Source organism: Marseilla massiliensis, assembly GCF_016899955.1.
GTDB classification, from domain to species: Bacteria; Bacteroidota; Bacteroidia; order Bacteroidales; family Bacteroidaceae; genus Prevotella; species Prevotella intestinigallinarum.
In genome coordinates, this window is record NZ_JACJJL010000021.1 from 1 (window position 1) to 15743 (window position 15743).

Below are 15743 nucleotides of genomic sequence, written 5' to 3' on the forward strand. Positions count from 1 at the left end.
TGTTCCATGGGATGGTTTTTCGGTTTCAAACTGCATTTGATATGTAACGAGAAAGGCGAGCTGCTGAACTTCATGATAACTCCGGGTGATGTCGATGACAGGAAACCGTTGGAGTATAAGGCGTTTGTCGAATTCATCTACGGAAAGTTGGTTGCAGACAAGGGCTATATCGGCAAGAACCTCTTCCGACGCATGTTTGTTGACGGTATACAGCTTATTACAAAACTCAAAAGTAACATGAAGGGGGCTTTGATGAGTGTGTCGGACAAATTGCTGCTTAGGAAACGGGCTATTATAGAGACGGTAAACGACGAATTGAAAAACATTGCGCAAGTGGAGCATTCCAGACACAGAAGCTTTGACAATTTCATCGTAAACATACTGGGGGCGATTGCGGCGTACTGCATGTTTCCAAAAAAGCCGTGTATCAATGTACAACGTACATTTGACACACAGCTTGCTTTGTTTTGAATTCGTCGAATTCACGTTATTTTACAATATAGTATTTTTTCTGGGGATTATTTGGATATGGGCGAGCCGGATATAACATCAACAAAAATTACCCTGTGCTTTTCGGATGTCTCAAACAATAGTATAGAAAAACAGCCTGGTGGCTTAATAATAAGCCACCAGGCTGTGAGGATTAACGTTATATTCATTTACTGAATACATCGGAAACCCATTACCTCATACTGTTGCAGTATTACCCTAAATAACCTCAGCTATTACAGTGAATACAGATAACATTATTTCAAATAGTGTCTACAAAAGCATTAAACGAATTTATCATTGCAGACTAGCTCATTCTCTTTCCACTACCCAATAGTAACAAAGCAGAAAAACACGACAAAACGACAATGCCAATATACTGCATAGTCTCACACACCATGAACAACCTCTTCATTTTGCCTTTGCCACGTAGAATTGTCACAATAAGCCCAATACTGCTCATTACAGCCGTATGGTTATTAACACATTAATACAAGGCCCATTCACAGCGGAAACACGCTTACACAAATGTCGCGACGTAGCCCAACAAAGCCATCGGCACAGCAAACAACCTGTCTGGCCAACGATATAATAGACGTGTTCTGGACTGCATGATTGATTCGGAGTTTATCTCACAGATTGAGAGTATCAACCATGATTAACAGGCCAAGACATCTCATATCTCACAATATCCTCTTCAATAAGAGGAGAGCCTAGTTGCACTTCAACAAAACGAAGATCTGTCACCGCCCGTACGGCGTGCTTTTGCCCGACTGCAATATTGACAACATCACCCCTACGAACCGTTGTTACCTCACCATCAAGCATCAGTTCGCCCTCGCCTTCAATAAATGTCCAAACTTCTGAGCGATGGTTATGGGCTTGATAGCTAATGTTTTTACCCGCATTGAGGAAAATGTGCTTAACAAGCGTATCGGAGTTTGATTCTCCACCATTATGGTGTTCAAGCACCTTATATGTTCCCCAGCGGCGCTCCTCAAACATCGGGCGTGCACACAGGCGCTCAACATAAGGCTTGATTGACTCACAGCAGTCCTTGTCTGCAACGAGAATTCCGTCAGGACTGGCAGCAACAACCAAGTTCTTGACCCCAATACAAAGACACGGTATACCGAGTCTGTTTACCACATGAGTATTTACAGAAGCCGAGTCGAGTGTAGATTTACCGATAGTGCTACTGCCAAGAACCTCGCTTAATGCATTCCATGTGCCAAGATCCTTCCATACCCCGGCAAATGGCACAACAGCAACAGAGTCTGCCTTTTCAGCCACCTCATAATCGAAACTAATCTTCGGAAAACAAGAATAGCACGAACGCAAATCATCAAAGCTATGGCCACAGTCCACATATTTGGAAATAATTTCAAGAAGGTAACCAAGTCGGAAAGCAAATACACCCCCATTCCACAAGGCTCCCAGAGATATAAGTTCAACGGCTTTCTCCGCTGTAGGCTTCTCCGTGAAACGCTTCACCCTCATCGCGTCGGCTACATTGCTGCCGGAAGCCGCCTCTGGTACAATATAACCAAATTTAGTGGAAGGATAATCAGGACGGATTCCCATGAGCACCAGATTGGCAACATACCCCTTCACAGCCTCAACCATCCGGCCTATTGCATCGAAATAGCTATCGTCAATATATGGGTCACTTGGCATAACGACCACCGGTTCGTCGGCAGCACAACCTTTTTGCTTGGAAAGATAAAGGCATGCCAAAGCAATTGCAGGGAAAGTGTCGCGGCGTTCGGGTTCTGTCACAACACCCACGGTATCACCAAGCTGGCAGCTAATGGCATCACGTTGAGACTCGCCGGTAGCTATCGTTATGTCTGCCCCAAGCGCAGACGATTTTATCTGGCGCACTACCCGCTGAACCATCGACTCTTCGCCACCGTCTGGTGCAGGCAGGAGACGCAGAAACTGCTTTGAATAAGAATCGTTTGAAAGCGGCCACAGGCGTTTGCCTGAGCCGCCGGATAAAAGAACAAGTTGCATATTTATATTACCTTTCTGCCCTCATAGGATTAGTTAGGAAGTCATGATATGCAAGGCGGATGCCGTCTTCGAGCTCCGTCTTATATGTCCAGCCCAAGGCTGTGGCCTTTGATACGTCGAGAAGTTTGCGTGGCGTACCGTTTGGCCGCGTAGTGTCCCAACGGATTTCACCATCGTAGCCAACAACCTTTGCCACCAGTTCCGTCAGAGCCTTGATAGTGAGCTCCTTGCCCGTACCGGCATTGACAGTCTCGTTTCCGCTGTAGTTGTTCATCAGGAACACACAGAGATTCGCAAGGTCGTCTACATACAGAAACTCACGCAACGGCGAACCGTCGCCCCAGCAGGTAACGCTCTTTGCGCCAGCCTCCTTTGCCTCGTGGAATCGGCGGATAAGTGCAGGCAACACGTGGCTGTGCTCTGGGTGGTAATTGTCGTTCGGGCCATAGAGGTTGGTAGGCATCACGCTGATGTAATCGGTACCGTACTGACGGTTCAGAAACTCGCAATACTTAAGTCCGCTAATCTTCGCCAAAGCATAAGCTTCGTTGGTCTTCTCCAGTTCACCAGTGAGCAGGCAACTCTCCTTCATAGGCTGAGGCGCCATTCGAGGATAAATGCACGACGAACCAAGAAACTCCAACTTCTTGCAACCGTTTTTCCAAGCCGCGTGGATGACGTTCATCTCCAATATCATGTTATCATACATGAAATCCGCCAGTGCAGACTCATTGGCAACGATGCCGCCCACCTTGGCAGCGGCGAGAAACACATACTCTGGCTTCTCATCAGCGAAGAAAGCCTCCACGGCCTCCTGCCTTGTCAGGTCAAGTTCCTTGTGCGTGCGAGTGATTATGTTTGTATATCCCTGACGCTTCAGCTCACGCACAATGGCCGAGCCAACCATTCCACGGTGGCCGGCAACATATATCTTTGCGTTCTTTTCCATAATGCATTAATGCTAAGTTCCGCCGGACTGCAAATCCGACGGAACAAAGATTTGTTATTTTACAATACCCTTCTCAAGATATTCGGCAAGGTTCATCTTGCGCACCTTCTCGCTCGCATCCTCTGCAGCCACCTTGTGCATGTCATAATCCACCATGATGCGCACAAGTTCCTCGAAAGATGTCTTCTGTGGATTCCAACCGAGTTTTGCCTTCGCCTTGGTGGGATCCCCCCAGAGGTTCACAACGTCAGTCGGGCGATAGAAGTCCTTCGATACCTCAACAAGTGTTTTGCCAACAAGGTTCTCGGGACCGGACACACAGATGCCCTTCTCGTTTTCGCCCTCGCCCTCAAACTCCAGTTCAATGCCTGCATAACGGAATGCCAGTTGACAGAACTCACGTACACTGTGCTGAACTCCTGTGGCAATCACGAAATCTTCAGGATTCTCATGCTGCAGAATTAGCCACATGCACTCCACATAATCCTTGGCATAGCCCCAGTCGCGAAGCGACGAAAGGTTGCCAAGATAGAGCTTCTCCTGCTTCCCCTGTGCAATGCGTGCTGCAGCAAGTGTAATCTTTCGCGTAACGAAAGTCTCGCCCCGACGCTCACTCTCATGGTTGAAAAGAATGCCCGAGCAGCAGAACATATTGTAAGCCTCACGATACTCTTTAACAATCCAGTAACCATAAAGCTTGGCCACGGCATAAGGACTATAAGGGTGGAACGGCGTATTCTCGTTCTGAGGAACTTCCTCCACCTTGCCATAAAGCTCTGATGTGGAAGCCTGATAAATGCGGCAGGTGTCCTCCAGATGGCAGGCACGCACGGCCTCCAGCACGCGGAGCACGCCCGTGGCGTCCACATCAGCTGTGAACTCAGGCGAGTCAAAGCTCACCTGTACATGGCTCTGTGCGGCAAGGTTATAGATTTCGGTAGGTTTCACCTTGTCCACCACCTTAACAATCGACATAGAGTCACCCAAGTCGGCAAAATGGAGGTGGAAGTTGGGCTGGCCTTCCAAATGGGCAATCCTTTCCCTGTAGTCCACCGACGAGCGACGGATAATTCCATGCACATCATAACCTTTTGACATCAAAAATTCAGACAGGTAAGAACCGTCCTGACCGGTAACACCAGTAATCAATGCTACTTTTCTCATAACTCTTATTAATATACTATTTTCATTATTTCGTGTTGGGATACTGAGATTCAACACCTTCGACTTCGCGTCTACAAGCTTCATCTAAGGGAGTTTTTCCAAAAGAATGCAAAACCAAGACTTTATCTACTCCATAAGATTACTCATAATTATTGTTGTATAAATTATTCACATAATCCGTTATAGACTTCCGCCACTTTGTCAGCAATTTTCTCCCAATCGAACTTACTCATATCATAAGTCACGTGCTCGACAGGAGTCTCGATGATGGATTTTAGCTTAGCAGCAAGAGCGCCTACATCCCCACAAGTGAAATAGGCCTCCTTTGGTAAACCAACTTCAAGGTTGGCTGGAATATCGCTGACAACAACTGGTGCACCATAGCTCATGGCCTCTAGCAAGGCAATGGGCAGCCCTTCGTGTGATGATGGCAAGCAATAGCATCGACAGTTGGTGAGCAATGAATGTAACTTGCGGCCTTTAATGAATCCTGTAAGCACTGCACCATTCTTCTTTGCCAAGTCTTTCAGACCAAGAGAATAATTATCTTCAAAATCTGCATCACCTGCAAGCACCAGCTTGATTCCTTCTTGCTTTACCTTGGAAAAAGCTTCCACCAAATGGTGTAGGTTCTTCTCCGGAACGAAACGACACATACCAAGGATGTACTTACCTTTCTCTATGCCCAGTTCCCTAAAGTATTCTGGATAGTCACATATATATGGATTAGATACGCCATTATAAATAAGGTGCACTCGCTTTGTCCGCCCATACTTGCGTTTGATAAGATTACGTATCACATCTGATATCACAATAACATCGTCAGCAAATATGCAGCCCAGCCTTTCGCCAAGCTTTAGCATAGTCTTCGCTGCAAAGCCCCATTTTTCACGATTGTAATCAGGCCCATGGTTGGTAAACACCACCTTCATGCCTAGCATCTTGGCATACGGCACAAGTAGTGCAGGCCCAATGGCATGAATGTGGAGTATGTCTGCTCCTAACTTCTTTGCCTTGTTGATGGCACGGAACGTGTGTATTATGGCTTCAAATGATTTCTTCTTAGGGGTGTCCACATCCACGAGCTTCACCCCATTCCACTCCTTTAACCCATCGTTAACGTATGTGGAGCGGCGAATTACCGTAACATCAAATCCTCGTTTGACAAGCCTTTGGAAAAGTTCCTCGCAATGGCTCTCCACTCCTCCCATCACATTTGGGATGCCGCGAGTGCCTGTAACAACTATCTTCATAAAAGTGGTATTAATGTCTATCGTATGATTAATGGCCCATCAGAGTTTACGCCCCATTTCACAATCCAATCCTTGCCATAATCTTTTCCACAACATAGTATTTCACTATATGCGCAAAGCAAATGGCTCCGAGTATGGTCAGCAAACTTGTCGTTACATACAGCAGGTTTATATTAGTTATGACATTTTCTATATGCACTCTTTCCACCACTCTATACATCACCATATGGCATAGGTATATCTCCATACTAATGCCACTCAAATATTTTACTACTATATTGTTGAACACTACATCCTTTGATCCTATGGCATAGAGCAACCAAAGTGAGAAGAGGGTCAGTTCTGCCACATAATGGATGAATCCACCTGGGATTAGATGACGGAATGCCAAGTAGGCTACAGTCAGCACAATCGTGACTATGGCTGAAACTATTGCATTCTTGCGCGCCCAATCAAAGATATTCCCGCGGTAGATATAAGCCAGGCCGCCTGCCATAAACAGCGGGGCGCAGAAAATCATATTCTTCCTGTTGATAGGTTCGAAATGTGTCAGCGCGACTAGTACGAAAACAATCGCAAGTCCGAATGAAATCCAAGCCCTTATGCGGTTGTCCATAAGGAAGACAAAAAATGGGAAAAGCAAGTAGAAAAAGAAAACGACTCCAAGAAACCATCCCACGCCAATCACTGTGATATCCGCCGTTGATGGCAACAGACCGAAGCACAATGTGAGATTGGCAAATACCTCACATAGTGAGCCCAAGGAAGGCGAGAGTGCTAAATCCAACAAACATAGCAGTGCGAAGAAAGGCAGAATCCTCAGATAGCGCTTCTTATAGAAGGCATTAGGTGTTATCGCTCCGGTCTTTATTCTTTCGTAGTACCCGCAACAGAGAGAAAAACCGCTCACAACCATAAACAAAAGGGTGAAGTCGGTAAAGAACGGGATCAGCTTTGTTGTGAGGTAATTGGCCGTGGGTTTTGTCGCAATGTTTGCCAATACATGCATCAGCACAATACCTATCGCAGCGTAAGCCCTCAATCCATCTAGAGAATCGTACCTCTCCTGTTTTAATGTTTCTTTTGCTTTCGAGGGGGGTAACACTTTGTCACACATGCCTCTATTTTATCTATTAGAACATCTCTCTCAAATCGCCTTGTTGTGGGTCTTGACCGACGTCACACCATTTCGGTTCTATGCAAGCTGGTTTTCCCTGCATGGAACGCAACTTGTTTTGCAGTGCCCATTTTGCTGGGTACTTTACGTACTTGTGCATCACTGGGCTTGCAGTGCCCACCATCCAGCAATTCTTGGGGCACTTGCGAACCATGTCACGCACTTTCTGCGCCTGTTCGCTCTCCCATATCTCCATGAATGGTTTGTCGTGGATATTACCCATGCTCTCCTTCCAGTATTTCTCCTCCAGACCGTTGCAAGGCATTACCTCACCCCATGGATCGATGAAGAAGTTTACGGTACCCGCCTCGCAAGGAAGCATTCTTTTTCCTCCATCAATGTAGTTGATGAGACCCATATTAAACCAGGCCCTGAACCAGCTCTTAGGATGGTTCTCTTTGAGCTGCCATTCAATGAGCTGCTTGAAGTTATTGGTAACCTCGCCCTTGTTGGTGATTACATTGTCACTCTTGTGGAAGTAGTATGAATTATGGAATGCAGCGGTGGCGAACTCCATTCCCAGTGACAGGGACAACTGATACAGAGACAGCATGTCCTTGGAGTTGTGATTGGACACAGTGCAGCCGAAGCCGATGTCCTTGAGGCCCATCTGCTTTAATGTAAGCAGAGTGCGGAGCCCCTTGTCAAAGCCGCCGGCGTGACCGCGGAGCTCATCATTCTTCTGGCTGAGTCCCTCAATTGAGATACGGATACCAACATTGGGAAACTTCTTGGCAAGAGCCACCACCTTGTCCTCAAACCATCCGGATGTGGAAATCACAATGCGAGGAGAATGCTTGTAGCACTCCTCAACAATTTCCTCAAGATCTTCACGGATGAAAGGTTCGCCTCCGGTGAGATTGATGAACTTAAGTTGGGGAAGGCTCTTCAGATCCTCAGCCTTAATTTCCTCACTCTTTTTGGTAGGATTATTCCATATGTTGCACATCTGGCAGCGCATCGGGCAACGATACGTCAAAATAATACTTGCGTCGGTAGGACGCGGAATGTTGATGCTAAACATGATGTATCTAATTTTAATTATTCGTATATCTTGATTATATTCTCGTAGTATTCCTCGGCGTCATATTTAGATTGAGATGACATAGCGATACTGTGGTGATCGAAATGCGAGACAAACATATTTTCTATTTTGCCTTTCAAGTCAGATTCATTGCGGCTTTCGAAGGTCATACCTGTCTTGCCTTCCTCTATCAGTTCCGGAATACCACCAATTCTAGCACCCAGAACCGGAGTGCCCAGACATTGAGCCTCTATCACAGATAACGGGTTGTTCTCGTACCACTCGGAAGGTATCACTGTGAATCGTGCCTTGCCTATGAGTAATTTAATTTCATCCCACTGTTTGTAGCCCATGAACTCTACATTCTTTTTTGCAATGCCTTTTAGTTCAGCCTCCAAAGGGCCGCCGCCAATAACTTTTAGTTTATATGGCAGTTGGTTCGCGGCTTCAATTAGCGTCTTCACACCTTTTTCGTGGGAAAGTCGCCCAACGAAGCAATAGTAATCCTCGCGCTCTGTATAATTATCGCGCTTACATTTGCCAGCATCAATAAAGTTGCAAAGCACTTTTAGCTTAGTCCTATTAAAGCCACCCTGGGCCATCTTTTCAGCCATAAAAGCACTTGGACAGATATATAACTCAGTGCAAGCCTCCAATCTATCCCTTGTCCACATCTCCGCCTCCTTCCGACCAATAATAGATGCCAATGTAGAGCCTTTCATGCATTTGTTCGCTTGACAATGCGATTTATTCCCGTCGAAGCAAAGCTCACAAATATCTTCTCCGCCACGGAGACAGTCATAGCGTGGGCAAAGCAGTTTATAGTCGTGTAACGTCCAGACCACTTTGATACCTCTCTTGCGTGCAATCTCTGCCATCACAGGCGACAGCTGAGTGTGGACATTGTTCAGATGAACTACATCCGGCTTGAAGTCTTCAAGCAACTTACCAAACTTGTCCTTGACCTCTTTGGAGCCAAATGGCCTTGTGAAAGCCATCAATTTGCTCATATTGCCAGGGAAATATCTCTTCCACGGAGTGTCAATGTTCTCCGGATAGTCCATGGCAAACACCGCCACCTCGTGCCTATGAGCCTTCAACAGCTGCTCTAGGTTGAGCACATAGATGCAGTCGCCACCACGGCGGTAGTAGAATTTATTGGAGAGTAGTATGCGCATAGTTAATTTTGATATTTATTACATAAACATTAGGCCCTTACATTTATAGCATTTAATGAGAAACCATCAAATTTTCTACAGATTATTTTTAATTTGCAAGGATTCTTTATTTTGTGTGGACTCAGTATATACGACCAAATGATAGTATCAAGCAACTGTTGTTGCGTCAGAATCATATCAGTTCCTTCCCCTATTCTAGTTATGCCCGAACCAAGTATTGTTAAGCACACGTCTTTCTGACCGTAGTATTTATCTAATTCATTCCACATCGTAAAAAGGCAATCAACATATTCTTTCAAGGAAGTAAATCGGCCTCTACCATCTTTGTCGAGGGGAGCAAAAGCCATTAGTAAATCATCTCCATTTTGAATGATGGTGCCTGATTTATATCTATCCCTTTGCTTATAACAAGATTTGCGTTCTTCAGGTTTTATGCTAGACTCGTTTATAAGTTTTGCAATATCAAGCATTGAATTTTGCTTGAGATATTGACCACATAGCGATGTTGCCTTTATATCTCCGACATTATTACCCACTGTAGCCGTAAAGCACTCGTCAAAATTAATCACCCGCTTACAATTCGCTTGTTTAAGTATATCGCCATATTCCACCTCAATTGTATAACCATTACCTTTTATAGTAATCGACTTCCGTAGCAACAAACGGACGGAACAAAAAAATACACACAAAGCCACAGTCCCAAACAATACGATTGTTCTAGAGAACAAGACATCCCAATTGTTGGCATCTAAACACAAGTGACCATTTAACAAGTCTGAAAGTGAAAAATGGAAATGACTGAAAATAGAATCAGGGACAATCGTATAGATTACTGATATAAATCCCAGCGCAATTGCTAAACCTTCCTTAGCAGCTTTCTTAAAAGCCAAGCACACTTTTGACATAAGAGTAGTTCCCCACTTTCTGACCGTATGAATTATATATCCAAAATGGCACAGCATTATCTTCATAGCCTTTCATGTAATCAGGAAGCCACGCGACCTCTTTCCTAATTGAATTATACAAGATGATAATGGTTTTCTCCTTCTTCTTTGCTTGTTCGAATTCATGGCGCAAGTAAGAATAACTGTTGATGTAACCAAAATCTTCATCTACACCGGGAATGCATACAAAAGGTACTTTACAATACTCAGCTCCACAGAAGTTTTTCTTATAAGGCGTACATTTACAGCCTGATTGTTCGTGCGACATTCTATAGCACCCACTTCCGGCTGTTCTTTTTGCTGTCATATCACCTACTATAAAAACAACAGCGGATGAAGCATTTATCTGTCTGTTGAATTCCGCTTTTAAATCACAAATTCTGCAGTCAAGCGTATTGGCTACCGTACCGGATTTAACCTCTGACATATCTATGAAGTTAACTTTGTGAAGTGCGTCTTGTCCCCACTTGTTAAGTTCTTCTACTACTAAACGATCGCCATTATCTTCATCATAATCGGCGCTGATATAAACTCTTTTGCTCATAAGTATGTGATTTAGACTGATATATGGTCTTGTATTGTTCATTCTTCTTTGTAAAGACTAATTACGTAGGCATGTATAAGAACAGAGTTCTATTGCTTTGCAGGTTGCAAGAAGTTATCTTTGAACCTCACGCAACACTCGGCTATATATGTTGTTTAAAATCCCTACTCTACATTCCCATAGATATTGCTTCGAACATTCTATCACTCCCTCTGAAAGGTTTGTTACCTTATCAGGGTTTGACGATAACATTTCTATGTTATGAGCTATGTCGTCGGTTACTTGTTTATACGAATGTATCGGTATCTTTATGCCGCATTTTTCGCAAACTACTCCAGCCATTCCGCAGTGATCGAGCGTCATAGTTGGCACAGCCCATGACATTGCTTCCCATAGAGTTGTAGGGTTACCTTCACCAAGTGATGATATCACATGGAGATGTGCCGATTGTATCGTTTTCATCACCTCAGTTCTGGGAATCGCGCCTCGCCATTTAATGTTTTCGCTTATACCATACTGGTCTGCTTTTTGTCTCAACCGTTCAAGCAAGGGGCCATCGCCCAAGACGTCTAGGCGCCACGCCTTTGTCTTCACTTTGCTTAATGCGTCGATAAGCAATATGAGAGCCTTACGATGACAGACTGAACCTATCCATACTATGCGTAAAAGTTCATTTTTACTTTTATGTATGGGCTCCGTCCTGCACATGTGTGTTATACCATTCTCGGGTAGGTAGACAGTCTGTTTGCCAAACACTCGCTTCATCTGTTTTACCGTATTAGGCGTTGCTGCCATCAGACAATCAGCTCGTTTGACGGCTCGTCTTACTCTTGGGGAAAAGAACATTATCCCATTATGCAGCACGAGTCGTGCAATAGCATCTATAATGCCCGTTTTTCCCATTGCTTTCCATAAACAGAGCGGCCGATTTTCAACTCCTTGCATCGGCCCCCAAACGTATAACTTATCTTTTATTTGCCAACAGAACCCTGGCTCTTTAAAGCCAATGGGGTTTAAGTAATGGATTATGTCTATGTCTTGTTTCTCAACGATGGCTGTTACAATTTGATAAACTTTTTTGTGCCATTTCCTGTAGTTCCAGTTATATTTTATGTCGGTGATAAACCCTTTGCCATCAATTTCGACATAAGGTACGTTTATAAATGTTACGTTCTCTAGCTCGTTTGCTTGCAGATATTTCTCTATTTCTTCCTTTCCCCTTCCATATAGCACTATCAACTTATGATAAAACCGCATGTTGCAGACATAATTCCAACTGACAGAAGCTTCACTTCCTCTATATGGTGAAATGTCGTATGTAATTATTGCAATGGTCATCATCTTTGCTCGTTGTTGTAAATATTTATAAAATCTTGTGCTGCATATTCACTTGACAATTTATATCTATATTCCACACAGTTTTTCACATATTCAGTATTATTGTCCACGATTTCTTTAATATCGTTTTCATCCCACTCTTGTTTTGCTATCCCTAATTTGTACTTTATAACAAAATCAGCGGAAGCTGGTTGTAAATTCGTTAGAATTGGAGTACCGGAAACAATCGCTTCTGGGATGGATACCATATTTAAGTCTTTGCGCGTGTTGACTAGAAATGCCATTGATGTGCGAATGTATCTGTTTAGTTCTATTTGCGGCAGAAAGCCCACAAACTCAACAAACCCATCCAAATTCAAGCCCTTAGCGAGATCTTTCAATTGGCTCTCTTGTTCACCACGCCCTGCAATGATAAGTTTGAAGTTTTCATACCCAGGTATTTTGTGGAACTTGGCATATTTATGGATTATTCCATCAACATTCTTCCTGTGAATTAGCTGAGACGAACTGATGATTTGTTTTTCTTTGGAAGCTGAAAACTTGAATTTATCGATGTCTATGCCGTGATCAATAATTTTATCTGAAACTAAAGGCATATATTGGGCGATAAATTTTTTTGCCTTAGTTGATCGTGCTACTACGCATTTCACGTTTTTCATTAGAAATCTAGCAATAATATTGTGCCATATTTTTGAGGGAATTTTATGGAGTTTGTTTTGGTGCGCCGTGAGTTCCTGCCATATTATTGTCTTGTTTGGGCACAATAAGGCTGCAAAAAGTGAATGGAAAGAGAAAGTCTCACTCGATATGACCATATCAAATTTCGACTGGTTGATTTTAAGCCATTTCCAGAGCTGTGGAGAGAACGGCAATGCGTTGGTTAAAACCCTCTGGCACATCCCTTTCAAGAAAACAATTTCAAAGTCATAGTTCTCTGGCTGAGAAGCACGGTAGTCATCCAAGGCAATCAAAGTTACTTCATGTCCGAGCTTTTTAAAAGCTAGGCACATACCATAAATCATTGTGTCCTTGATTGTAGTAACTGTAGGGATTAATCCGTCTGTTGCTGTAAAAAGTATGGGGTTAAGTATGGCAATTTTCATGATTCTTAGTGAATTATTGCTTTGATGTGATAAAGTGCTGAAATTAACCACGATGCACATAGATAATGTCTTCGCAATATAAGCCACCTTGTCAATGCAAAATGAATTTTTGTGGGCCTTGATGATTTTATAATGTCGTATATAGTCTCATCTTCTACAATGTTTTTTATTGACTGGCCTCGTATAATATTTGATTCTAGATGCGCTTGGATTGATACATAAAAGTCATTACAAACTGTTAGTTTGTCAAAAGCAATATTCCAACTTTGGTGTAATTTACAAATATCCGCATAAAGTACTTTTATCGTTAAATAATAATCTTTAGGTAAGCGAAGTGCTCTATCCTTTCTAAGCACTCTATACATATATCCCGAGTAGTCGCAAACTAAGACATTACTAATATAATTATAGTACCGATAGTTAAAAACAACATCCTGAGAACGCCGTAAATCAGGAAACCGAATATTGTTTTGCTTGATAATACTATTTTTATATATCTTGCAGTGAGGTGCAGCTATAAGCCCTTTGCTTAATAATTCAACATAACTCTTTCTGACATCCTCTTGACCTTTGATAACTTTATTCTCTGAATGATATTCAACAATTGAAGTTTGTTTACCCTTGTCATTGAAATATACTGCAGTTTCTTTTGTTGTGACTAAATCATAATCATCTTTTTCAATTAGATGAACCATCGTTTCCACGAAATCCTCTTTCACCCAATCATCAGGATCAATGAATATCACAAATTGTCCATTAGCATGAATAAGTCCATTATTGCGTGCTGGCCCTGACCCAGCGTTTTCTTGCCAATATACGCTGAAACGCCTATCTCGTTGACAATATTCCTTTGCCAGCTCATAAGAGCCATCATTGGCCCCATCTATGACAATGATTACCTCAATATTCTTATATGTTTGGGCGACGATGCTATCTAGGCACTGAGCCAAATAGGAGTAGACATTGTATGTGGGAAGAATTATAGATATTAATGGGTTATTCATACTATTAAGATTTTGTTCTAGTCTTACTTACTTGCTATTTTTTTTGCGTATTGCTTATCGCTCAACACATTGTTGACATGTAGCGCAACGAATATTTTAATTGCTTCCTTTATTCCAAAATGCCGAAACTTATATCGAAACTGAACAAAGGGATTGTCGCCCATAGGGGAATATAACCGTTTGAAACGAGCGGCAATTGTAAGGCCATCTTTTCGTGCTCTATTATTGCGTACTGTATTTGGTGTGCACACTCCGAGGTACTTCCGAGTTGTAAGAACTTTTATCCCAGCTTCCCTTGCTCTGAGTCCATAGTCGAAGTCTCCAAGATGATGTTGAAACATGTAATCAAGCAATCCTATTTTCAACACGACGGCTCTGGACACCAACACACAATTGCCATTAAGCCAATACACGTCCTGCATGGTACCATTTGGAATGATGGCTGTATCATCATTCCTACGCCCACCATAACTGAAGTCGCCATTCTCTGAACAAAACGCTCCACAAATGATGCACTCGTCGTTGCACAAGCCTGAGCAATATATGAGCTCCCTCAAAGCATCATCGTTTAAAAAGGTATCGTCATTTAGCCAAATGTAGGCATCATAATCTTTAGTTTCACGAGCCTTTTCCCAAGAGGCTAGCATGCCACGATTCCAAAAAAGATTACCTGTACCACGAAAAACATGCACTTTAGGGTACGCAGAACTCACTGCTTCATAGGTCCCATCTGATGAGCCATCATCGCATAGGAAAACATCCATTTCAGCACTCTTTTGTTGAGCAAAAAGCTGTTTGAGACATCTTAATGTTGTATCCTTCCTATTGAAACATGTCAAGAGAATAGCTACTTTCTTAATCATAGTGCATCTTGTAAATTTAAGTTACCTCCAACATTGGGATAAAAATCACGTCTTGCAACGTTTTGTTTTAGAACTTTATTGGGCTTTCCGCCAAAAATCGAATTCGGGTTGTTGTACGACTCTATTATTGTTGAGCCATAGGGAAGTATAGTTCCATCAGCCAAGTTTACTCCTTTTAAAATAGATGTCTGTGCTCCCAGCCAACAATTATTCCCGATATGAATTGCCTTTGGCTCATTTAATATATCACTAGATCCATTGAGCGATTGCAACTCGTGATCATCTCCATCAATTATGGTTGAGTCCATCCAATATTACAATTTCTTCCTATAGTAATTTCTATCACAAGAAATGAGCAAAAAAACAATTGGGCTTAAAACCTTTACCCACCTCCAGATGTCCTTTCAAGTTGAGCACCGAGCCACAAGGTATATCTAACGTGTCTTCAATTACTAGTCTAGATTTACCCCCGATGCATAAATTTACTGGGTTGCCATTTCCACGAAGAAACGATCCCTTGGTCCTACCAATGGTTATCCGCTTAAACGAGACTCCCTTTTGGAACTCTATCCTGTTGCGGCATATTGTGCCACAACAAACATCCGCGCCACAAACTATTGGGAACTTCATCGCGTCTTTGAAACTAAAGGCTTTGAAATTCAAGTACAGTGTATTGTGACTCGCCTTTATAAGCTTT

The 15743-nt window shown here is 43.0% G+C and carries 15 protein-coding genes; 1 reads left to right on the forward strand and 14 read right to left on the reverse strand.

Annotated elements, in window-relative coordinates; translation table 11 throughout:
* The coding region (locus H6B30_RS11660; RefSeq protein ID WP_205110787.1) for an IS982 family transposase at positions 1–471 on the forward strand (471 nt) is incomplete at its 5' end.
* A 666-nt stretch (positions 472–1137) separates the two neighbouring features.
* Here H6B30_RS11660 and H6B30_RS11665 read toward each other — a convergent pair.
* The 14 genes from H6B30_RS11665 to H6B30_RS16380 all read right to left on the reverse strand — a co-directional run bounded on the left by H6B30_RS11665 (position 1138) and on the right by H6B30_RS16380 (position 15354).
* A complete protein-coding gene (locus tag H6B30_RS11665) occupies positions 1138–2505 on the reverse strand; it encodes a sugar phosphate nucleotidyltransferase (RefSeq protein WP_205110789.1) in 1368 nt (455 codons plus the stop codon).
* Positions 2506–2512: 7 nt separating this feature from the next.
* Positions 2513–3457, reverse strand: a complete 945-nt coding sequence (locus H6B30_RS11670; protein ID WP_338088989.1) for a GDP-L-fucose synthase family protein — start codon at positions 3455–3457, stop codon at positions 2513–2515.
* Positions 3458–3508: 51 nt separating this feature from the next.
* Positions 3509–4618 carry a GDP-mannose 4,6-dehydratase gene (gene gmd / locus H6B30_RS11675; protein WP_205110791.1) on the reverse strand — a complete coding sequence of 370 codons (1110 nt, stop codon included), beginning with the start codon at positions 4616–4618 and terminating at the stop codon, positions 3509–3511.
* A gap of 164 nt (positions 4619–4782) precedes the next feature.
* A complete protein-coding gene (locus H6B30_RS11680) occupies positions 4783–5871 on the reverse strand; it encodes a glycosyltransferase family 4 protein (protein WP_205110792.1) in 1089 nt (362 codons plus the stop codon).
* 58 nt (positions 5872–5929) lie between these two features.
* Entirely contained in the window at positions 5930–6988 is a 1059-nt protein-coding gene (locus H6B30_RS11685; RefSeq protein WP_205110793.1) for an acyltransferase family protein, read from the reverse strand.
* A gap of 16 nt (positions 6989–7004) precedes the next feature.
* Positions 7005–8072 carry a radical SAM protein gene (locus H6B30_RS11690; protein WP_205110794.1) on the reverse strand — a complete coding sequence of 356 codons (1068 nt, stop codon included), beginning with the start codon at positions 8070–8072 and terminating at the stop codon, positions 7005–7007.
* 17 nt (positions 8073–8089) lie between these two features.
* Complete coding sequence (locus tag H6B30_RS11695) at positions 8090–9250, reverse strand: glycosyltransferase (RefSeq protein ID WP_205110795.1); 1161 nt, start codon at positions 9248–9250, stop codon at positions 8090–8092.
* Between the two features lie 29 nt (positions 9251–9279).
* Positions 9280–10221, reverse strand: coding sequence for a macro domain-containing protein (locus H6B30_RS11700; protein WP_205110796.1), 942 nt, complete (start codon positions 10219–10221; stop codon positions 9280–9282).
* Positions 10130–10738 (reverse strand): hypothetical protein, encoded by a 609-nt coding sequence (locus H6B30_RS11705; protein WP_205110797.1) that lies wholly within the window; start codon positions 10736–10738, stop codon positions 10130–10132. Before H6B30_RS11705 ends, H6B30_RS11700 begins: the two co-directional genes overlap by 92 nt.
* 114 nt (positions 10739–10852) lie before the next feature.
* Entirely contained in the window at positions 10853–12079 is a 1227-nt protein-coding gene (locus H6B30_RS11710) for a glycosyltransferase family 4 protein (RefSeq protein WP_205110798.1), read from the reverse strand.
* A complete protein-coding gene (locus tag H6B30_RS11715; protein WP_239483951.1) occupies positions 12076–13179 on the reverse strand; it encodes a glycosyltransferase family 4 protein in 1104 nt (367 codons plus the stop codon). Before H6B30_RS11715 ends, H6B30_RS11710 begins: the two co-directional genes overlap by 4 nt.
* 5 nt (positions 13180–13184) lie before the next feature.
* A complete protein-coding gene (locus H6B30_RS11720; RefSeq protein WP_205110800.1) occupies positions 13185–14183 on the reverse strand; it encodes a glycosyltransferase in 999 nt (332 codons plus the stop codon).
* Positions 14184–14206: 23 nt separating this feature from the next.
* Positions 14207–15046, reverse strand: a complete 840-nt coding sequence (locus H6B30_RS11725) for a glycosyltransferase family 2 protein (RefSeq protein ID WP_205110801.1) — start codon at positions 15044–15046, stop codon at positions 14207–14209.
* Entirely contained in the window at positions 15043–15354 is a 312-nt protein-coding gene (locus H6B30_RS16380) for an LbetaH domain-containing protein (protein ID WP_239483953.1), read from the reverse strand. The genes H6B30_RS11725 and H6B30_RS16380 overlap by 4 nt, the downstream gene beginning before the upstream one ends.
* Between the last annotated feature and the right edge of the window lie 389 nt (positions 15355–15743).